This is a genomic window from Streptococcus oralis, from assembly GCF_022749195.1.
GTDB classification, from domain to species: Bacteria; Bacillota; Bacilli; order Lactobacillales; family Streptococcaceae; genus Streptococcus; species Streptococcus oralis_CI.
Genome location: NZ_CP094226.1, coordinates 661,205 through 681,400, shown reverse-complemented (window position 1 = coordinate 681,400; position 20,196 = coordinate 661,205). Strand labels below are relative to the sequence as shown.

At 41.3% G+C, this 20,196-nt stretch carries 18 protein-coding genes and 1 pseudogene; 1 reads left to right on the top strand and 18 read right to left on the bottom strand.

Translation table 11 applies throughout. From position 1 onward, the window contains the following. Positions 1-44: 44 nt before the first annotated feature. The 18 genes and pseudogenes from MP387_RS03315 to MP387_RS03230 form a co-directional block, all read right to left on the bottom strand. Positions 45-1,349, bottom strand: a complete 1,305-nt coding sequence (locus MP387_RS03315) for an RsmF rRNA methyltransferase first C-terminal domain-containing protein (RefSeq protein WP_242747671.1) — start codon at positions 1,347-1,349, stop codon at positions 45-47. Continuing rightward, positions 1,350-2,123: an inositol monophosphatase family protein gene (locus tag MP387_RS03310; RefSeq protein WP_242747668.1), complete on the bottom strand. Its 774-nt coding sequence runs from the start codon at positions 2,121-2,123 to the stop codon at positions 1,350-1,352. Beyond that, positions 2,113-2,391: a UPF0223 family protein gene (locus MP387_RS03305; RefSeq protein ID WP_061866043.1), complete on the bottom strand. Its 279-nt coding sequence runs from the start codon at positions 2,389-2,391 to the stop codon at positions 2,113-2,115. The genes MP387_RS03310 and MP387_RS03305 overlap by 11 nt, the downstream gene beginning before the upstream one ends. Then, positions 2,392-2,793 (bottom strand): Spx/MgsR family RNA polymerase-binding regulatory protein, encoded by a 402-nt coding sequence (locus MP387_RS03300; RefSeq protein ID WP_000631261.1) that lies wholly within the window; start codon positions 2,791-2,793, stop codon positions 2,392-2,394. A gap of 218 nt (positions 2,794-3,011) precedes the next feature. Next, entirely contained in the window at positions 3,012-3,632 is a 621-nt protein-coding gene (locus MP387_RS03295) for a TIGR01906 family membrane protein (protein WP_242747666.1), read from the bottom strand. Then, entirely contained in the window at positions 3,622-4,395 is a 774-nt protein-coding gene (locus MP387_RS03290) for a TIGR01457 family HAD-type hydrolase (RefSeq protein WP_242747664.1), read from the bottom strand. Before MP387_RS03290 ends, MP387_RS03295 begins: the two co-directional genes overlap by 11 nt. A 10-nt stretch (positions 4,396-4,405) precedes the next feature. Continuing rightward, positions 4,406-5,143 (bottom strand): acyl-[acyl-carrier-protein] thioesterase, encoded by a 738-nt coding sequence (locus tag MP387_RS03285; protein ID WP_242747662.1) that lies wholly within the window; start codon positions 5,141-5,143, stop codon positions 4,406-4,408. A gap of 4 nt (positions 5,144-5,147) precedes the next feature. Further along, entirely contained in the window at positions 5,148-6,278 is a 1,131-nt protein-coding gene (gene hemW, locus MP387_RS03280; RefSeq protein WP_242747660.1) for a radical SAM family heme chaperone HemW, read from the bottom strand. A 73-nt stretch (positions 6,279-6,351) separates the two neighbouring features. Continuing rightward, entirely contained in the window at positions 6,352-6,750 is a 399-nt protein-coding gene (locus tag MP387_RS03275; protein ID WP_242747658.1) for a YtxH domain-containing protein, read from the bottom strand. 15 nt (positions 6,751-6,765) lie between these two features. After that, entirely contained in the window at positions 6,766-7,149 is a 384-nt protein-coding gene (locus MP387_RS03270) for a DUF948 domain-containing protein (protein ID WP_000895033.1), read from the bottom strand. Continuing rightward, positions 7,150-7,938 (bottom strand): prolipoprotein diacylglyceryl transferase, encoded by a 789-nt coding sequence (gene lgt, locus MP387_RS03265; protein WP_000609707.1) that lies wholly within the window; start codon positions 7,936-7,938, stop codon positions 7,150-7,152. Next, positions 7,931-8,866, bottom strand: coding sequence for an HPr(Ser) kinase/phosphatase (gene hprK / locus MP387_RS03260; RefSeq protein ID WP_000115190.1), 936 nt, complete (start codon positions 8,864-8,866; stop codon positions 7,931-7,933). Before hprK ends, lgt begins: the two co-directional genes overlap by 8 nt. A 136-nt stretch (positions 8,867-9,002) precedes the next feature. Beyond that, positions 9,003-9,965: a hypothetical protein gene (locus tag MP387_RS03255; protein ID WP_242747656.1), complete on the bottom strand. Its 963-nt coding sequence runs from the start codon at positions 9,963-9,965 to the stop codon at positions 9,003-9,005. A gap of 64 nt (positions 9,966-10,029) precedes the next feature. Beyond that, a complete protein-coding gene (rpsU, locus tag MP387_RS03250; RefSeq protein WP_000048054.1) occupies positions 10,030-10,206 on the bottom strand; it encodes a 30S ribosomal protein S21 in 177 nt (58 codons plus the stop codon). A gap of 110 nt (positions 10,207-10,316) precedes the next feature. Beyond that, the gene (locus tag MP387_RS03245; RefSeq protein WP_242747654.1) at positions 10,317-10,640 is read right to left on the bottom strand and encodes a hypothetical protein; all 324 of its coding nucleotides are present in this window, start codon (positions 10,638-10,640) and stop codon (positions 10,317-10,319) included. Positions 10,641-10,690: 50 nt separating this feature from the next. Beyond that, a pseudogene (locus tag MP387_RS03240) lies at positions 10,691-10,939 on the bottom strand (class I SAM-dependent methyltransferase); the annotation flags it as partial. Positions 10,940-11,151: 212 nt separating this feature from the next. Then, positions 11,152-18,003 (bottom strand): CshA/CshB family fibrillar adhesin-related protein, encoded by a 6,852-nt coding sequence (locus MP387_RS03235; RefSeq protein ID WP_242747652.1) that lies wholly within the window; start codon positions 18,001-18,003, stop codon positions 11,152-11,154. A 301-nt stretch (positions 18,004-18,304) separates the two neighbouring features. Continuing rightward, complete coding sequence (locus MP387_RS03230; RefSeq protein WP_061852482.1) at positions 18,305-19,012, bottom strand: glucosamine-6-phosphate deaminase; 708 nt, start codon at positions 19,010-19,012, stop codon at positions 18,305-18,307. Between the two features lie 147 nt (positions 19,013-19,159). Between MP387_RS03230 and queA the strand changes: the two genes are divergently transcribed. Then, complete coding sequence (gene queA, locus MP387_RS03225) at positions 19,160-20,188, top strand: tRNA preQ1(34) S-adenosylmethionine ribosyltransferase-isomerase QueA (protein WP_242748034.1); 1,029 nt, start codon at positions 19,160-19,162, stop codon at positions 20,186-20,188. Positions 20,189-20,196: the final 8 nt, after the last annotated feature.

Here is a 20,196-nt window from a genome sequence, read left to right as displayed (position 1 = left end):
CATACTTCCACTATAACATAGAATAGGTTCTTTGACTAGCTTTTTCACCTGAATCTGAGTCCTTTAGGATAATAATTTTTCAAAACATTTCCCGTTACCTTGGCAAAGCCTAATCCATTTCCTTGAACCACAACTTGGTACCAGCCATTTGGTCGAGCTTCAGACAATTGAACAGTCTCACCAGCCACATATTTTACAAAGTCGTTATCATTGATTTCGACACTTTGTTTTACTTGACTTGGTTTCAAGGCTAATCCCAGAGCAAAGCTTGGTTCGAAGCGTTTCTTCTTAAAAGTACCCAGATGGAGGCCATTCCTAGCAATTTTGAGTTTCCCTAGATCCGGTAGCATCTCTTGCAAGAGATAGAGTTGGTCTCCAAAAGTCTGCAAGATACCAGTTAGATTGACTCGCAAGTGTTTTTGGGCAAATTCTTGCCACAAGGCCAGCTGTTCCTGACTGAGATTGCTTTTGCTAGCCTTGAATTTAGGTGCTGGATTTTGTCCCTTAAACTGCAGGTGGGCAACAAACTGACCTTCTCCCTTGAAATGATGAGGGTACATCCGAGCCGTTTCAGGAAGATCAATTCCTGCTACCATACCGTTCACATGCTCAACCGGAAGCAGTTCAAAATCATAAGTGTCCAGTAACCAGTGGACGATTTCTTCATTTTCCTCAGGTGCCCAAGTACAGGTCGAATAGACCAAACTGCCACCTTCTGCAAGCATGGTCACTGCATCTTCTAAAATTTCTCTTTGAAGACTAGCACATTGACTAGGATAATCGGTACTCCAATAATCCATGGCATCGGGCTGCTTACGAAACATCCCTTCACCCGAGCAAGGTGCATCAAGGACAATCACATCAAAGTAACCTTTAAAAACCTTGGCCAATCGGTCAGCAGATTCATTAGTCACAACAACGTTTGTAGCTCCAAATCGCTCCATATTTTCCACTAAAATTTTAGCACGCTTGCTTGAGATTTCGTTGGAAACAAGGACTCCTTGATTAGCCAGATAAGCTGCTAGTTGAGTGGATTTTCCACCTGGAGCCGCCGCCAAGTCCAAGACCTTCATGCCAGGAATTGGTTGAGCTACCTGGGCCACCATTTGGGCTGCAGGCTCTTGCGAATAAACGAAACCGGTCACATGCTCTGGAGATTTCCCAGAAACCTTACCATAATACCCCCAAGGTGTATGGGGAATAGCATCTGCAAACGATAACTGACTTTCTTTTAAGGGATTGACCCGAAAAGCCGAAACTGCTTCTTGTTTAAAAGAGGCAAGAAAGTCTCTTGCCTCGTCTTCTAGTATCGCTTCATATTTTTCAACAAATCCTTCTGGAAATTGCATTTAGTTCTCTTTCCTTTCGTAGATATAAGACTGAATCTCTTCTTGCATCTCGATTGGCACCATCATGACAGGCTGACGCGTTTTAAAATCAGCAGGCTCACCCGATACCGTAAGAAGGCGATAACCCAGACTTTCCCCTAAGATACTGGCCGCAGCGTAATCCCATGGCTGCAAGTAGGTAATATAAGTCAAAAGACGACCCGATAAAACCTTGGCAAAACTAATGGCCGCACTGCCGTAAACACGGACACCCAACGCTGCTCGACCCAAATCACCCAAGCCCCACTCATTGCTTTCAAACATACCTGAGTTACCAGCAACTAAAAATTCTTGAAGAGGTTTCTTTTTAAAAGGCGGTAAGGGCTCATTATTGCGGCAAGGAGGAAAGGCACCACCACCATGGTAACAATCACCTTTCATGACATCATAGATGATACCAAATTTGCCCACACCATCCTCAAAATAAGCCAACATCACAGCAAAATCTTCCTGCTGGGCGACAAAGTTATTGGTACCGTCAATGGGATCAATCACCCAAACGGAACCTTGACCGACTGCAGCACGTAAACAACCCTCTTCCGCGCAAATCAAGTCCTCAGGATAGGAGTACTTGATCCGATCAACCAAGAGTTCCTGGACCTCCTTGTCCAAACGCGTCACCAAGTCTGTAGGGGAGGACTTGCGCTCAACCTGCAAATCTTCTTTCATGTGAGCCAAAATATAGTTAGCAGCTTCCTGCACAATCTGTTTGGCAAATTCAAATTTAGTTTCCAAGAGAAATCTTCCCTTCTCTTTTTTCTTTTGCTAATTGAACTGCATGATAGCAGGAATAACCGCTAGCCGTCTCAAATTCGCGACCTAGGCGCTTTTCTTCACTTTTGCTCGGGACGACAGACTTAAATTCCTTATAAGAATCTAGCAGTTTTTTTGCTTCTACCTTATCTTCATAAGCAGCTTCAACATCATTAAAAAAAGAAAGCACTGAAGCAAGTTCTTCAGTGCTCCACGACAAATCTAGTGGGTAACTATACTGTTTGTTCATCTATCCAATACCAGCTCTCAATGTTGCTTCTTTCAATTCTTGTTTACGGTAACTACGAGGGAGAAAAGCACGAATCTCATCTTCATTAAAACCGATTTGCATACGTTTGGTATCTATAATAATTGGGCGACGCAAAAGACTAGGATATTGCTCAATCAACTGAAGCAACTCTGATACCGAGATACTCTCTACATCAATATCCAATTTTTGAAAAATTTTTGAACGAGTTGAAATGATGTCATCAGTACCATTTTCGGTCAAGGAAAGAATATGTTGTAATTCTTTTCTTGTTAAAGGACTAGTCATAATATTATGCTCTTGAAAGGGCACTTTATGCGTCTCTAACCAAGCCTTTGCCTTACGACATGATGTACAACTCGGTGATAAAAATAGTGTAATCATGCTTTTCTCTTCTTTTATTTATACTTGCTATTTCTATTATACAAAAAAATAAAGCGCTTGACTAGGTATTTTTAGAAAAAAAGCCTATTTTTTCATAGAAAATAGACTGTTTTCTGCAAAAATCTCCTGCTTTGCAAGTTTATCTTTAGGATAACCTAACAATAAATAGGGAGCAGAGCGACTTCTCTCGGTTTTTATTAAAAAATACAGAATTTTATCTACTTTTTCCTTGAAGCCTCGACAAGAAGGAAACCTAATATTCCTTCATACAAAGCAAAGAAAAGTACAAAGGCATGGAGGAAGAAAATCTCTGGTAAAATCAGAATAACTCGATCCTTTGCTGGATCAAAAAGCCAGGTATCATCTCCCCAAAAGAGAATCTGATGGAAAAGAGTAAAGAATTGCTCAAAACCAATCAACACTCCTACAAGCCCAATGATCAGGGGCAATAGTACTAGAGTTAGGATACTTTTACGATATAGAGGGAGAAAACCTTTTTTTACAATCTTTCTATCAAAAAAATAAAAACTTGGTAGTGTCACTAGGGCAACTAGCTGAACTAGGTGAAAGAGATTCTTCACCACCGCAAAGTGATGTAAACCAGCCGCTGATGAACGAAAATCTGGCATCTCCAAAACCTGACTAAAGGGATTGGTCAGGTAATTCATCAAGATATGAAAGTTATACAGAATGGTTTCTCGCTTTAGATAGACTCGATCCACTAAGTTTGGCCACTCAATCTCCAAAGGATAGAAAATCCATGCCAGATAAATGGTCAGAAGAATAGAAAGAGAGAGGAGAAAGAGCATACTTCCCCAAAAGGTTAGTTTAGTTTTCATCAAAATCCCACTCCTCTAGGCTAGAAAGCACATGTGTTGGTGCAATTGGCAGGTCAGCCACTTCTTCTGCCTTGGTAAAACCTGTCGTCACCAAGAGCGTTGAAATGCCATTGTCAATGCCTGCTCGAATATCCGTCAGATAGTTGTCCCCAACCATGAGCAAGTCTTCTCGATCCAAGCCCAAGTGCTCAACTGCCTTGTCCATGATGATGGCATTCGGTTTTCCGATATAAACTGGTTTTACACGTGTTGCTACTTCAATAAGTGTAATTAGTGAACCAGCACCTGGCAAGAGACCACGCTCTGTTGGGATATTGAGGTCAGGGTTGGTTCCGATAAAGTGAGCACCCTTTTGGATAGCTAGAGTTGCTGTGGCAAATTTTTCATAGTCAACTTGCCAGTCCAGTCCAACGACCACATAGGCTGGATTTTCCTTGTCTTCGACATAACCTGCCGCCTGGATAGCATCCTTGAGCCCTGCTTCACCAATGACATAGACTGTCTTTTCCAGTCCCAAGTCGTTCATATAGTCGATGGTTGCCAGAGTTGCTGTATAGACAGTTGATAGGGGGGTATTAATGTTAAAATTCTGAGCCAACATTTCTTGAACGCTCTCAGGAGTACGAGTTGTATTGTTGGTCACAAAGAGATAGGGAATTTCTCGCTTTTGCAACTCATGCACAAAAGCCTCACCTGCCGGAATCCGGTCTTTCCCCTTGTAAATGGTTCCGTCTAAATCAATTAAATAACCTTTATAAGCCATATCGTCCTTTCTAATTGCCTTCAATTTCTTGCCACGTAATCATAGCTTGAGCATTGATCTCCCCATCACTGATAATCTCATGCTTGCTTTCTAATCCCTTGAGTTCATACGCTGAAGCAATCATACCACCTGGTCGCACTTCTTTGACATACTTGAGATTGATTTTCTTTGGAATATACTTGGTCAAAAAGTCTGCTCCCATGACCTCAAAAATCCAATCTAGGTATTTGCTATTATTGACATGACCATTCATATCCAAGTCGTAAAAACGAACATGGTAGTCTTTACTGATCGGATCTTCTAGATTTGCATACTTTGGCCCACGGATGAGTTTTTTATCAAACTCAGACTGATAAGGAGCAACAATCTCCGGTTCGACAGCATGAACTTTACGACTGTCTCTGTCCATGAGAACAAAGGTTGCTACCATGCGAATGATTTCTTGACCTGCTTCATCGTAGAGAGTGAAGCGACGATAGCAAAAGAGACGATTATAGCTCAAAGCTTCTGTTTCAATCGTAATCTCTTCAGCAAAGCGAGGCAAGCGAACCACTTCAATTTCATAATCCGTGATAATCCAGACCAGATTGTAACGCTCCAATACGTCCTTGTCGCTAACTCCCAGTTCAATCGACTGCATACCTGATACTTGCAGGGACAGCAAAATCACATCTGGAAGTTTGATATGACCGTTCATGTCCGCCATATCAAAAGGAATTTTCATTTTCATTTGATAAGTTAAGCCCATTGTTCTACTCCAAAATAAATCGTTCTGCTACGGTGTCTCCTAAAAAGAGACCTCTCTTTGTCATTCGGACACGATCACCATCGATCTGCATAAGACCTTGTTGTGTCAAGTCCCTGACAATTTTTCCATAAAGTCCATCAAAGGACCGTCCGAATTTTTCCTCAAATCGCGCCATGGAAACCCCAGATTTCTTGCGGAGGCCTAGGAACATTTCTTCTTCCATCTGCTCCCTTTGACTCAGGTGTTCTTCTGTAATCCGAGCATTTCCTGCCTCTACCGCATTGAGATAGTGGCGGATAGGACCGTGGTTTTTATAACGTACCCCATTGACATAACCTGAAGCACCCGCACCGATACCATAATACTCAGCATTGTCCCAGTACATGAGATTGTGGCGACTTTCAAATCCGGATTTAGAAAAATTGGAAATCTCATAATGCTCAAAACCAGCTCGCTCCAGTTCTGCGATGATGTACTCAAACATCTCCGCTTCCAGTTCCTCCTTGGGCAGGGGCAATTTCCCTCGTCTCATGCGGTTCATAAAGACCGTATGATTTTCCAAAATCAAGCTATAAAGGCTCATATGAGGAATATCAAGCGAGATAGCCTTAGCTACATTTTCCTTGACTTGCTCCATGGTCTGACCAGGCAATGCATAAATCAAGTCGATGGAGATATTGTCAAAATCAGCCAGTTTGAGGCGGTCGATATTTTCATAAATATCCTTCTCCAAGTGACTGCGCCCAATCTTTTTCAGCATTTTGTCATCAAAAGTCTGCACACCTAAGGAAACACGATTGACTGGCGACTGTTTCAAAACCGCAATCTTATCCGCGTCCAAATCGCCTGGGTTGGCCTCAATGGTCAACTCTTCCAAGACAGACAAGTCCAAGTTTTTAGACAAGCCATCTAAGAGCAGCTCTAATTGCGGAGCGGACAGAGCCGTTGGCGTCCCACCTCCGATGTAGAGAGTTGACAACTTTTGGATATCATAAGAACGAAACTCCTCTAGCAGATGCTCCAGGTAACTATCTACTGGTTGATTCTTGATAAATACTTTTGAAAAGTCACAATAATAACAAATCTGTGTGCAAAAGGGAATATGCACATAGGCGGACGTTGGTTTTTTCTGCATAGTACTTATTATACCACAAAGACGGCTTCCCAGATAAAAATCACCATCTCCAAAAACCAGAGATGGTGATACCTTATACTTCAGTAATATCGATGATGATTTCTTCTTGGTCTTCAGCGACGTCTGGAGTTGCTGACTGTTCTTGCCACTGCTCCTTGAGATTGTTAAAGGTTTCCTTTGACGCTTCTGTCGCTTGTCGAGCACAGTTTTTAGCTTGGTCAAGGACACTATCAAAAGTGATTTCACCAGATTCTACTTGTTCCTTTGTCTTCAGCACAAAGTCAGTTGCCTGTTCCTTCACTTCTGTCAATTTCTCACAGACTTGCTCTCTAGCATATTCTGGATCTTCTCTCAAATCATCTAGAAAATCCTGAGCTTGACTACAAGCTTGCTTACCCTTGTCACTCGTCAAAAACAAAGCAAGAGCTGCACCTGAAACTGTTCCTAAAAGGATAGAGGATAGTTTTCCCATAAGATTTCTCCTTTTTTATTTTTTGAAAAATTTACTTGCGACACGAAGAGCTGACAAGCCTGCACCTGTTTTAATGGTCTTTGAACCAGCAGATGAAGCTTTTTTGCCTAAAACACGTGCATGTTGGTTGAGGTCAGAAACTGACTCAGACAAGTCTGCCACAGCTGTAAAAAGTGGATCAATCGTCGCAACTTTGATATTGATATCGTCTGCTAACACATTGACCTTAACCAACAATTCATTAGTCTGATGCAAGGTAACGTTCACATCTGAGCTCAACGTTTTGATGGTTTTCTCTGTTTCATCAATCATACGACCTGCTTTTTGAATCGTGATTGTCAAATAGACTAAACAGACAATCAAAGCAATCGCAACAAGTATATATGCAACTTCTAACATTTATTTTTCCTCCTCTGTATGATAGAAAGGGGCTTTCTTTCGATTTTGATAAAGTATGATAAAAATACCGAGTCCGATAAGGATAACTGATAACCATTGGGAAACTCGCAGACCAAAGAACATGAGACTATCCGTCCGCATTCCTTCGATGATCATACGACCAAAACCATACCAAATCAAGTAGAAAGCAGTGATATGACCACGTCTGATTCCCTTCAATTTTCGTCTAAAAATTAGAATCAAAGCAAATCCAATCAGATTCCAAACCGACTCATATAAGAAGGTCGGCTGACGGTAGCTACCATCAATGTACATCTGGTCACGAATGAAGCCCGGCAAATAATCCAGACTATCTACTGCTGCACCATAAGCTTCTTGGTTAAAGAAGTTCCCCCAGCGCCCTAAACTCTGGGCAATCATGACACTCGGTGCTGCAATATCTAAGAAATCCCAAGTATTAATCAGCTTTCTATCTGCAAAGATATAAAGGACAATAGCGCCCGCTATCAAACCTCCATAAATGGCCAAACCACCATTCCAAATGGCGATGATTTCACCTGGATTTTGCAGATAATAATCTAAGCGAAAGAGTACGTAGTATAGCCTAGCACCTAAAATAGCTACCGGAAAAGCAATCAGGATAAAATCCAAAATATCATCTGATAGGATTTTCTTTTTAGGAGCTTCTTTCATGGCAAGATAAACTGCTAAAACCAAACCAGCTACAATACACAAAGCATACCAACGAATAGCAAAGGGACCAATTTCAAATGCGACTGGATTAATCATGTTTCACCTCATTTTGAGCGATTAGATTTGTCAAGCGTTCTTCAAATAAACGTGTCGCATCAAAGCCCATTTCTTTAGCACGATAGTTCATGGCAGCTGCCTCAATAACAACGGAGATATTTCGTCCTGTTTTTACTGGAATGCGGATACGCGGAATTGTTACACCAGAAACTTCGAGTTCTTCGGCATTGTTTCCTAGACGGTCAAAGGTCTTATGCGTATCATAATTTTCTAAATAAACTGCTAGCTGAACTTGTGAAGAATCTTTTACAGCACTTGCACCATAGAGACTCATGATATCGATAATCCCAACTCCACGAATCTCAAGTAAATGTTTCAAGATTTCAGCAGGTTCGCCCCAAAGAGTCATCTCATCCTTAGAATAAATATCTACACGATCGTCTGCTACTAAACGGTGTCCACGCTTCACAAGTTCAAGACCTGTCTCGCTCTTACCGATACCGCTATCCCCTTGGATCAAGACACCCATGCCATAGATATCCATCAAGACACCGTGCACACTGGTACGTTTAGCCAAACGGGAATCAAGGTAGCTAGAAAGTTCTCCAGATAAACGACTGGTTGCTGTTCGACTGGTTAAAATCGCAATCTTGCATTCTCTAGCAGCCCTCAACATTTCCTCGGGTACTACCAGACCACGAGCCACGATAACCGCAGGTGTTTCAGGTAGAAACATTTTCTTCAAAACTTGATAACGGTTCTGGGCAGGCATGGCAACTAAATAGGACCACTCCTTCATCCCTAACAGCTGAATCCGTTCTGGTGTATAGTAATCAAAATAGCCCGTCATTTCAAGACCAGGTCTCATAATGTCTGCAGTATTGATTTCTTTTTCAAGTAATTCGCCTTCACCATAGACAATATCTAGTCTGAGTTTTTCAATGACATCTCTTACTAAAACCGACATAATTTCCTCCTTCAATCGAGTTCTCCCTACTATTATATCAGATTGTAGGAGGAAGTTTCCTTTTTTTGCAGAATTTACAGTATTTATTTGATGTTGCTTGGGAAAAGATTTGACTAGGAAGTCTTTTCGTACTCCTTCAAATTAACCGAGACAAATCTACTGCAAATCGGTCAACGTCTATCACCAAGTCCCTTCCAGATTTTTCTAAGTAAATCCTTGGAAGACCTTTTGTTAATATTCTGTTTGCATCAGCCATATCTTGAGGATAGGTATAGAACTGTTGACCTTGTGGAAACTGATTTTGGACTTGCCATTCTTCAAAGTCCTTCAAAAAAGTCTTATGAGACGGCATGCTGACTTCTTCGAACAAGGAATGGTCAAAAAATCGTACCAATCGATATAGACCATGAATCTCATCCGCAAAGCACTTATCAATCTTTTCATAAGGATAACCTCGTCTCTGATAAGCTTGGCATAAACTTTGTAAGGACTCACTTAATGCAACAGCATCTTTTCTTGCCAAGTTTATAAAATACCGAACAGAAAATTCTTCCATACCAGTTCGTTTTTTCTTCTCCAAAAAATGTTGTGCCAGCGAGAGCGACTCGAATAATCTTTCTTCATCTTGATAATAAAGAGCGTATAAAAGATTCATCACATTTTCTGGATAATAAGTTCCTTTCAACAAGGGTAAATCTTTGGGGATGAATGATGGAATGACTGAAAAATCGTTACAAGCAAAAGAGGTAAACAAGCCTTTCAAAATCCCATCTGTGTAGATGGTTCCACTTGCCAACAAACCACCTCTCAACAACCCGGTTCTTCCTGTTTGCCATAGAGCGTTGTTTAACTGCTTATAATCCCCATCTAAAAACGCAGCATAATAGGCAAAATATTTAGTATCATCTAGCAATAAGCTACTGTACAATTTTACCCTTAAAACCTTGTCAGACAATACTTTTGAATCGGTCAAATACTTTTCAAAAATTCTTTGGTTTGACTCTTCAAATTCCTTCCAATCTATCGGATCAGCACAATAACCCCAATCTTCCAAGTGATTTTCACGCATCTTTTGATATTCTTTTATATACTCTCTCATAACAATTTCTTCCTCTAAACATTGTGCAAAAAAAGACTAGACAAGTCTAGCCTTTCATTTCAAATTAGAATTTTTTACGTTTACGAGCTGCTTCTGATTTACGTTTACGTTTTACAGAAGGTTTTTCATAGAATTCACGTTTGCGTGTTTCTTGAAGAGTACCAGCTTTAGTAACCGCACGTTTGAAACGACGAAGTGCATCGTCAAGAGATTCATTCTTACGTACTACTGTTTTAGACATTTTTTTCACTCCCTTCAAGTTCAAGATCTATTCTATTTTACATGCAAAATGAATAATTGTCAAGAGGAAACCTACATTTATTCCTATTTTCCAGTTTATTAATTACTTTCTTACCTATACTTTATCAAATCATACAACTTTGTTACTGCTTGTTCAAAAGGCTCAATATATTCCCAATATTCATCAGGAAGACTTGAAATCTTACTCAAGTCATTGCTATCAAAATGATATACCAGATGACGAAGAATTTGATTTTCAATAAAATGCAAATCCCTCATCTGATCTATACTAATAGAATCGAGCTTTTCTACGTAGCGACATAAATCAGCCAGCGAGTCCGAATCAAATACTTTTTCCTCGTGTAAATAATAGAGAAAGCTTTTGTTTTCAGCTTTTTTATTATCTTCTATCAAATTCCTATTCTTCGTATTCATTCTGATTCCTCCTGTAAAAGATTTTAAAAAAGCTACTTTTTAACAGATTCTTAACGAATTTTATAAAGGATCCATGATCCCTTTCTTTGACTAGTTACGAGCTCAAACCCTACTGATAACAAGAATCGTCTAAATGCTTCTTCGCTTTGGACCTCTGGTAAAAAGTAAGATAACTTATTGTATTCACAAGCCAGTAAGAGCATCCCGTCTGATTTGAGTATTCTTCGAAGTTCCATAAAAGAAGCCTCTAGATTCTGCCAATGAAAATGAGTTTGAAAGGCTGTGATTAAATCAAAACTTCGAGCCCCCTCTGAATAACTTTATTATACCACTTTAGCAGGATAGTGAACAATTGAGGCAAAATAATTAGACGATTTTCAAATCAATTACCAAAAAGAGAGAACCAATTGGTTCTCTCTTTCTGTTAGACTGATATCTTCTTAGATAGCAATGAATGTAATCATTTCAATCAAGTATCTAAAACAACTTACCAGATGACTTTCACCACTAATTATTCTTCCTCAGATTTTTTTCTTTGAGCTAGAGAAATTAATCCCATACCTGATAAAGCAGCCAATAGACCAGCTGTCAAGTGAGATGTCTCCTCAGAACCCGTATTTGGAAGAGTTTTAGTAGTTCTTTCTTCTGTAATACCTTGTTGTTCTGGATTTTCAACTACAGGAAGTTCTACTACTGTTGGAGTATAGAATCCTGAAATGATATTTCCATTACGGTCTTTACGGATCACTTTCACACCTTTGGCTTGTCCTACAAAGTCTGCCTCAGGGGTAAAGGTGACGGTGCCATCTGGTGAGATTACATAAGTTCCTTCACCTGGAACGACTTTTTCAGTTGTTCCATCTTCAAAGGTTGGCGGAACTGTCAGATCGACATCACCTGTAAAGTTTGGTTTACCAGTCTGAGTTTGACCTTTAAGACCTTCGGATGTCGCATCACTCACTTGTGTTTGTCCAAGGACAGTTGGTGTGTAATGAGCAATAACTACATTTCCATACATATCCAGACGTTTCACAACCAATCCTTTAGCTGTACCAACAAAGTCTGGTTCTGGTGTAAAGGTAATCTTACCATCTTTATCAATTGTATAGCTTCCTTCACCCGGAACAACCATAGTCGTGCTACCATCCTCAAAGGTTGGTGGTACAGTCGAATCGATATGTCCTTCAAACGTTGGGGTTGCTACTTGTGGTTGGCCTTTTGCTCCTGTAGAAGCCGTATCATGACCAGTAGATGGATCTACAACTGTTGGACGATAGCTTGCAGTAACTGGGGTACCGTTCTTATCCTTACGAACGATTGTTACGCCAGTTCCTTTTCCTACAAAATTAGCTTCTGGAGTGAAGGTAACGGTGCCATCTGGTGAGATTGCGTAAGTTCCTTCACCTGGAATCACTTTTTCAGTTGATCCATCTTCAAATGTTGCTGCCACGGTTTCATCGATTGGAACAAGCGGATTACCACCTTCAAATGTTGGCGTACCCGTTTGAACAAGCCCCTTAATGTTCACTGAAGAAGTATCTTTACCAGTTGGAATCACCTTAGTAAACTCTGGACTGTAAGTCGCAGTGACTGGGGTGCCGTTCTTATCTACACGTTTGACTGTAACTGGATCTGGGTTTCCAACAAACTGCTTATCTGGTGTGAAGGTCACTGTACCATCTGGCGCAATCGTGTAAGTTCCTTGACCTGGAATAGATTTCTCTTTGCTTCCATCTTCGAAGGTTGGCTCTACTGTTTCATCGATTGGAACCAGTGGATCACCACCTTGGAAAGTTGGGGTGCCTGTTTGAGGGACACCTTGAGGACCTGTGCTCGTTGCGTTAGTGCTGGTTGGAACTACTTCTTTCACCACCGCTTGGTACTTGACAGTAACAGGAGTTCCGTTGGCATCCACACGAGTCAATTCAAGTTCTGGTGTTTCACCCTTGAACTGTTTATCAGGAGTGAAGGTCACCTTACCGTCTGCGTCCACTTCGAACTTACCAACATTGGGTACTTCTTTCACAGTTGTACCATTGTCAAATAGTGGAGTTGAATTAGCTGGGAATGGAACTGAGTCATGGCCTGGAGTGAAGGTCACTTTACCTTCTTGGACCTGACCTTGCAGACCCTCTGTCTTATCACCTGTTCCAGTTGGTGTCACTTTCGTAAACTCTGGGCTGTAAGTCGCAGTAACTGGGGTGCCATTCTTATCTACTCGTTTGACTGTGACTGGATCTGGGTTTCCGACAAACTGTTTGTCTGGTGTGAAGGTCACTGTACCGTCTGGTGTAATCGTGTAAGTTCCTTGACCTGGAATAGACTTCTCTTTGCTTCCATCTTCGAAGGTTGGCTCTACTGTTTCATCGATTGGAACCAATGGATCGCCACCTTGGAAGGTTGGAGTGCCAGTTTGTGGAACACCCTGAGGACCTGTGCTCGTTGCGTTAGTGCTAGTTGGGGTTACCTTAGTCACTGTTGGGGTATAAGTCGCAGTGACTTCTGTTCCATTCTTATCTACTCGTTTGACTGTGACTGGATCTGGTGTGCCAACGTATTGTTTTTCTGGTGTAAAGGTAATAGAGCCATCTGGATTGATGCTGTATTCACCTACACCCGGAACTGTTTTCGTTGATTGACCATCTTCGAATGTCACTGGTTTTGTATCATCAAGTGGAACCAATGGATTACCTTCTGTGAAGGTTGGGGTACCTTTTTGCGGTTGACCTTGGATACCATTTGAAGTGGCATTCGTTGAAGTTGGAACTACTTCTTTCACCACCGCTTGGTACTTGACAGTAACAGGAGTTCCATTGGCATCCACACGAGTCAATTCAAGCTCTGGTGTTTCACCCTTGAACTGTTTGTCTGGAGTGAAGGTCACCTTGCCATCTGCGTCCACTTCGAACTTACCGACATTTGGCACTTCTTTCACAGTTGTACCATTGTCAAATAGTGGAGTTGAATCAGCTGGAAATGGAACTGAGTCATGGCCTGGAGTGAAGGTCACTTTACCTTCTTGGACCTGACCTTGCAGACCCTCTGTCTTATCACCTGTTCCAGTTGGTGTCACTTTCGTAAACTCTGGGCTGTAAGTCGCAGTAACTGGGGTGCCATTCTTATCTACTCGTTTGACTGTGACTGGATCTGGGTTTCCAACAAACTGTTTGTCTGGTGTGAAGGTCACTGTACCATCTGGTGTAATCGTGTAAGTTCCTTGGCCTGGAATAGATTTCTCTTTGCTTCCATCTTCGAAGGTTGGCTCGACTGTTTCATCAATTGGAACCAGTGGATCACCACCAGCAAACGTTGGAGTCCCGGTTTGTGGAACACCCTGAGGACCTGTGCTGGTTGCGCCAGTTCCTGTAGGAGTGACCTTAGTCACTGTTGGTGTATAAGTCGCAGTAACCTCTGTACCGTTCTTATCTACACGTTTCACTGTGACTGGAGTTGGTGTACCAACATATTGTTTGTCTGGTGTAAAGGTAATAGATCCATCTGGATTGATGCTGTATTCACCTACACCCGGAACTGTTTTCGTTGATTGACCATCTTCGAATGTCACTGGTTTTGTATCATCAAGTGGAACCAATGGATTACCTTCTGTGAAGGTTGGGGTACCTTTTTGCGGTTGACCTTGGATACCATTTGAAGTGGCGTCTGTTGAAGTTGGGGTTACCTTAGTCACTGTTGGAGTATAAGTCGCAGTAACTTCTGTACCGTTCTTATCTACACGTTTCACTGTTACTGGAGCTGGAGTTCCAACGTATTGTTTTTCTGGAGTAAAGGTGATAGAACCATCAGAATTGATGCTGTATTCACCTACACCCGGAACGGTCTTCGTTGACTGACCATCTTCGAAAGTCATTGGTTTCGTATCATCTAGTGGAACTGCTGGATCGCCTGCTGTAAAGGTTGGCTTACCGCTTTGTGGCTGTCCTTGCAGACCAGTTGATGTATCATTTGTACTTGTTGGAGTGACTTTAGTCACCGTAGGTTGATAAACTGCTTCAGCAGTAGAACCATTCTTATCTGTCACACGAAGAGTTGCAGGAGTTGGCGTTCCATAGAAATCAGGTGCTGGTTGGAAGCTAATATCCCCATTTGGTTGAACAGTATAAGTTCCTTGAAGTTTACCGCTAGCATCATGTACTGGTAAGCTGTTACCTTGTTGAACTTGTCCATCAACCACAAACTGTGGACCTTCTGGTGCAAATGGTACAGTCTCATTTTGTCCATTGATAGTTGCTTGACCAGGAGTAAAGGTAAGGTGGCTATCTTGTTTTTGACCCTGGAGTCCAGTAGTCTCTGCTCCTTGCCCTGTTGGAGTTGCAGCCTTAACATCCGCTTGATAGGTAGCTGTTACTTCTGTTCCGTTCTTATCTACACGCTTAACAGTTTCTGCAGTTGGACGTCCAGAGTAGCCAGGAACTGGTTGGAAAGTAACGCGACCTGTACTGTCCACCTTATAAGTTCCAACGCCAGGAACCTCTTTCGTTGGCTGACCGTTGTCAAAAGTTGGTGCAATTGATTCATCAATTGGAATACGGTTATCACCTGGAGTGAAGACCAAGTTCCCAGATTGCTCTGCACCTTGAATACCTTCAGAACTTGCGTTTTGGGATGTTGGAACAACTCGGGTAACAGTTGGTTGATAAGTGGCAAAGTGATCATTACCACTTGCATCATTTACTTTTAATTTAATCGGATCAACAGTTCCAACAAATGATTTATTTGGGGTAAAGGTTACTCGACCCGTAGTTGGATCTAGGTTAAAGGTACCAACTTCTTTACCACCTGATGTTGCAGGAATACTAGTTCCTGAGATAGGTTCTCCGTTTCCATCCAAGAAAGTAGCAGGATTACTTGCAGATGGTTGAACCGGTGTGTTAGCTGGATTCCCATCAGTAAATAAAATATCTTTTACTTGCGGTAAACCTTGAGCATCAGTTGAACGATGTTCAGTAAAATCAACTACAGTAGGAACATAACGAGCATCCATAGAATTTAGAGGTTGGTTGACAATAGGCTCTGAATTATTTTTTGCAGTCCATTCTGTGCTTGCTCCATTGTTGTCAAAGCGACGGATGTTAATACCTGATGTAGTACCTACGTATCCAGCATTTGGAACGAAGACAACATCAACATTGTCACCATTTGGCGTCACCTTGTAACGTCCTTCTGCGGTTGTATACCAACCTTCTGCATCTGCTGTTAATTCACGTCCATTATTATCTAAAACGACAGGCGCCTTATTAGTATCAATCGTTGTTCTAGCATTCTCGTCTTCTTTAGAATAACCACGAGGTGTGAAGCGTAAGCTTGTTTGTTGTTGTTGATCGCGTAAGCCCTTTGTTTCCTTCTTCTCACCTTTTGGTGGATAAGTAAGGTTAACTTGTAAGTCTTCAACTTCACCACTAAAAGCTGTGCCAGTTGGTTTTTCGATATCACCTTGGTTTAAGGCAATACGAACACGCATTCCTAGCTTCTTAACGTTATCATCGTTCATAGGTGGGTGATTTCTAAAAGTAACGGTATAGTCGCCTTCATTTGTTACTTCTGTAAAATCACTAGCTTCATTTTCATCAAATTTACCGTTATTATTGAAATCAATCCAAGCTCGAACATAAGCTTTTTCATTTCCATTAGCTGAAGCATGGAAACGAAGCGAATAATCACCATCACGAAGACGATCTGCTTGGAATAACTCATGAGTCTTACCAACTAAGTCTGATGGTAAAAGCTGATCAATCCCTTCATCAGCATGATCTGTACTATCATCATGGGTCCAATCATTACCTGACGTAGTATCAATATCAGCAGGTTTTCGACCAAGGTAAGGTTGTGGATTTTGTGCTCCCGTAGCAGCATTGTAACCAGAAATAGTATGAACTGCATTTCCATAACTTTCAGGAGCATCTCCAGTATCTACAACCATGAAACCAATCATAGCAGCTTGCTGACCAGAAGATGCAATATAAATTCCAACTTCTGATGCTTCACGAGTCATCACAATTGGCACAGTATGGTCTTTAGAAGTGTTTGGACCAAATACTTGTGAGCCTAAGCCACCTGTTCTTTGATCAGGATTTGTAAATTTTGTCCAGTCAATCGTTGGAGTCGTTGCATTGTCACCAATATACTGACCAAGTCGATTAGGATTCATTGGTGCGTAGGTATCTGTAATCACTTTACCTTGTGGTGACACACGTTTCCATTCAGCTAAATGTTCCCATCCTTTACCATTGGTCGTAAAGATAGCATATTCACCTGGGTTTGCTTCTTCTCCATCCGCCATAACCACTGTGGCCTTAACAGGCTTGTTTAGATATGTTGCTTCAACCTTAAACTTCACACCATAGCTTGCACCATTTTTAGGTACTTGTAACTGTGTCTTCCGACCATTAGTATCAATTCCCTGCTCACGAAGAGATGTCCATTGGTTCATAGGAGCCCCAATGATTTTTGGTCGTGCAGAATCACCCTCATTAACTTGGCGATTATAGTCTGCAGGTACATATCTAAACCAGGTATTTTTAGCATCAGGATCATAACTGTTTTCATAAGATGTTCCTGCTACACGAGCACGATAAATCTCAGTTGAGTGGAAAGGTTTTAGTTCCGTAACTGTTAATTTAACGACATATCCTGGAGAAATTTCCTTCTCATAAACACTACCTACTTTAAGAGAACCGTCAGTATCAAGTCCTTTAAATGCCTGACTATCACCAAAATCTAACCAGTTAATTTGCTTAACTAGATCCGCAGGGCGTTTCTTTTCGGAATCTGCTAAAGTTGGTTTTTCAATTGTGTTGTTAGGATCTCCATCACGTAAACCAGTAGGTGTAGCATCTCGACGTGCTCGGCGAGAACGTGTAGGTTGCGTAGCCTCCCTAGTCGCTACTGGTTGTTCTGTAGCTCTTGAAGCACTTACAGCTTCTGAGCTAGCTTCAGTTGAAGCTGAATTGGCACTCTCTGCAGGCTTCATTTCTGTAGAAGCAACCGGCTTCTCAACAGAAGGTTGAGGTGTTTCAGAAACAACTGGCTGTTCATTCTTTGGTTTGTCAATAGATTCTGAAGCTGAGTTTGCAGGTTGACTATTTTCAGCGGATTGAGGAGCTTCAGTAGCTGAAGCAACTACAGAAGCTTCAGAATTTGTTGGTGCTGTAGAAGTTGCTGATGGTTCAGCAATATCCGTTCGCGAAATCTCATTTTGGACACCAGAAGCACTTGTTTCATCAGCGCTAACCTGAGACGTCACTCCCAATAGAACCAAGGTAGACAAGAGCACAGAGCAAACACCCACGTTTAGTTTCCGAATAGAAAACTTACGAAGGTGTGGATTAAATAATTCTTTTCCCATTAGAATCTCCTAAAATTATTTTTTAAGATATTATACATTATTTTTAATGATTTAGCTACTAAATTATCCTAGAATAATAACTTTTTTTCTATTAAGTGAGCTAAATGAGCAAAGTTTTAAACATCATTATATTAAGCGCTCTTTATGTTTGTTTTTAGGAATATTTATACTAATGTTTTATATTTCAAATAAATTATTTTACAAACTAAATTAACCTTTCATAGAATATAATAAAAAATTCCTGCTATTTATAAAGAATCAAAAAACCACTCACTCCAAAGAGCAAGTGGTTCTTGTATTTTTACTTTTCAAGTAAGCTGAGCGCTTCTGCATCTGCGATGATCGTCACATCAGGGTGGTTTTGTAGACTGCTTGCTGGGAGATTCTCAGTCACTGGGCCTGATACTGTTCCGGCAATGGCTTCTGCTTTTGACTCACCGTAAGCAAAGAGAATAATTGACTTGGCATCCAAGATGTTTTTAATTCCCATTGAAATGGCTTGGGTTGGAACATCTTCAATCTTGTCAAAGAAGCGAGCATTGGCTTCGATGGTAGATTGATCAAGTTCTACTAAATGCGTTTGGCTATCAAATGGAGTTCCTGGCTCGTTAAAGCCGATGTGTCCATTGCGACCAATCCCCAAGATTTGCAAATCAACTGGATGGTCAGCCAAAATTTGATTATAGCGTTCTACTTCTTCTTCAGCATTGTCCTTAACACCACGTGGCAAGAAGCTTTCTTTAAATGGTTTTTGGTTGAATAAGTTTTCTTGCATGAAGTAACGATAAGATTGTGGATTGTCCCCATCAAGCCCTACATACTCATCAAGGTTCACACTAGTCAGATTTGAAAAATCAAGGTCACTCTCAACGATTTCCTTGTAAAATTCAAGTGGACTACTTCCTGTCGCAAGTCCTAATGTTTGAGCACCATTGGCCAATTTTTCCTTCAAAATCTCAAAAGCTACTTTTCCACCTTCAATTTGGTTTTCAACTTTAATAACTTTCATTTTATATCCTCCATATTTCTATATTTATTATATGGTATAGACCAATTTTTGTCAAGTGAAAACGATTTATTTTCCAAAAAAAGAGCGTCCAAACTTGAAACATGTTATAATGGATAGGATTAGAACTTAGAAAGAATGATGAAAAAAATGAATACAGCTGATTTTGATTTCCACTTACCTGAGGAATTGATTGCCCAAACACCACTTGAAAAACGTGATGCGTCTAAACTTCTTATCGTTAATCGTGAGACGGGAGAAATGCAGGATAAACACTTCCACTCCATTATTGATATGCTGGAACCTGGTGATGCCCTTGTTATGAACGACACTCGCGTTCTCCCTGCCCGCCTCTATGGTCAAAAGGAAGAAACAGGAGGTCATGTGGAACTTCTCCTGCTCAAAAATACTGCAGGTGATGAGTGGGAAGTTCTGGCTAAACCTGCCAAACGTCTCAAGGTTGGTACTCGTGTCAGCTTTGGCGATGGCCGCCTCAGCGCTGTCGTTACCGAAGAATTAACCCACGGGGGCCGCATTGTCCGCTTTGAATACCAAGGAATTTTCCTAGAAGTTTTGGAAAGTCTGGGTGAAATGCCACTACCACCTTATATCCATGAAAAATTGGATGACCGTGAACGTTATCAAACGGTCTACGCTAAAGAGAGTGGCTCTGCTGCAGCACCAACTGCTGGATTGCACTTCACCAAAGAACTGCTAGCAGAAATCCAAGCCAAGGGTGTTCATCTGGTCTATCTCACTCTCCATGTCGGACTCGGAACCTTTAGACCTGTCTCTGTTGACAATCTGGACGAACACGAAATGCACTCGGAGTTCTACCAACTTTCTGATGAAGCAGCTGCCACCCTTCGCTCAGTCAAGGAAAATGGAGGTCGCGTCATCGCTGTTGGAACCACTTCGATTCGCACACTGGAAACCATCGGTTCCAAGTTTGATGGGCAAATCCAAGCAGATTCTGGTTGGACCAATATCTTTATCAAACCAGGCTACGACTGGAAGGTCGTAGATGCCTTTTCAACCAACTTCCACCTGCCAAAATCAACTCTTGTCATGCTAGTTTCTGCCTTTGCAGGTCGTGACTTAGTCCTAGATGCCTATCACCATGCCATCCAAGAACACTACCGCTTCTTCAGTTTTGGAGATGCCATGTTTATCTATTAAGAAAATCC

Bases quoted from the DNA above. Each gene is read 5' to 3' on its own strand.
- MP387_RS03315 (WP_242747671.1), bottom strand. From the start codon at position 1,349: ATGCAATTTCCAGAAGGATTTGTTGAAAAATATGAAGCGATACTAGAA.
- MP387_RS03305 (WP_061866043.1), bottom strand. From the start codon at position 2,391: ATGAACAAACAGTATAGTTACCCACTAGATTTGTCGTGGAGCACTGAA.
- MP387_RS03300 (WP_000631261.1), bottom strand. From the start codon at position 2,793: ATGATTACACTATTTTTATCACCGAGTTGTACATCATGTCGTAAGGCA.
- MP387_RS03295 (WP_242747666.1), bottom strand. From the start codon at position 3,632: ATGAAAACTAAACTAACCTTTTGGGGAAGTATGCTCTTTCTCCTCTCT.
- MP387_RS03290 (WP_242747664.1), bottom strand. From the start codon at position 4,395: ATGGCTTATAAAGGTTATTTAATTGATTTAGACGGAACCATTTACAAG.
- MP387_RS03285 (WP_242747662.1), bottom strand. From the start codon at position 5,143: ATGGGCTTAACTTATCAAATGAAAATGAAAATTCCTTTTGATATGGCG.
- hemW (WP_242747660.1), bottom strand. From the start codon at position 6,278: ATGCAGAAAAAACCAACGTCCGCCTATGTGCATATTCCCTTTTGCACA.
- MP387_RS03275 (WP_242747658.1), bottom strand. From the start codon at position 6,750: ATGGGAAAACTATCCTCTATCCTTTTAGGAACAGTTTCAGGTGCAGCT.
- MP387_RS03270 (WP_000895033.1), bottom strand. From the start codon at position 7,149: ATGTTAGAAGTTGCATATATACTTGTTGCGATTGCTTTGATTGTCTGT.
- lgt (WP_000609707.1), bottom strand. From the start codon at position 7,938: ATGATTAATCCAGTCGCATTTGAAATTGGTCCCTTTGCTATTCGTTGG.
- hprK (WP_000115190.1), bottom strand. From the start codon at position 8,866: ATGTCGGTTTTAGTAAGAGATGTCATTGAAAAACTCAGACTAGATATT.
- MP387_RS03255 (WP_242747656.1), bottom strand. From the start codon at position 9,965: ATGAGAGAGTATATAAAAGAATATCAAAAGATGCGTGAAAATCACTTG.
- rpsU (WP_000048054.1), bottom strand. From the start codon at position 10,206: ATGTCTAAAACAGTAGTACGTAAGAATGAATCTCTTGACGATGCACTT.
- MP387_RS03245 (WP_242747654.1), bottom strand. From the start codon at position 10,640: ATGAATACGAAGAATAGGAATTTGATAGAAGATAATAAAAAAGCTGAA.
- MP387_RS03235 (WP_242747652.1), bottom strand. From the start codon at position 18,003: ATGGGAAAAGAATTATTTAATCCACACCTTCGTAAGTTTTCTATTCGG.
- MP387_RS03230 (WP_061852482.1), bottom strand. From the start codon at position 19,012: ATGAAAGTTATTAAAGTTGAAAACCAAATTGAAGGTGGAAAAGTAGCT.
- queA (WP_242748034.1), top strand. From the start codon at position 19,160: ATGAATACAGCTGATTTTGATTTCCACTTACCTGAGGAATTGATTGCC.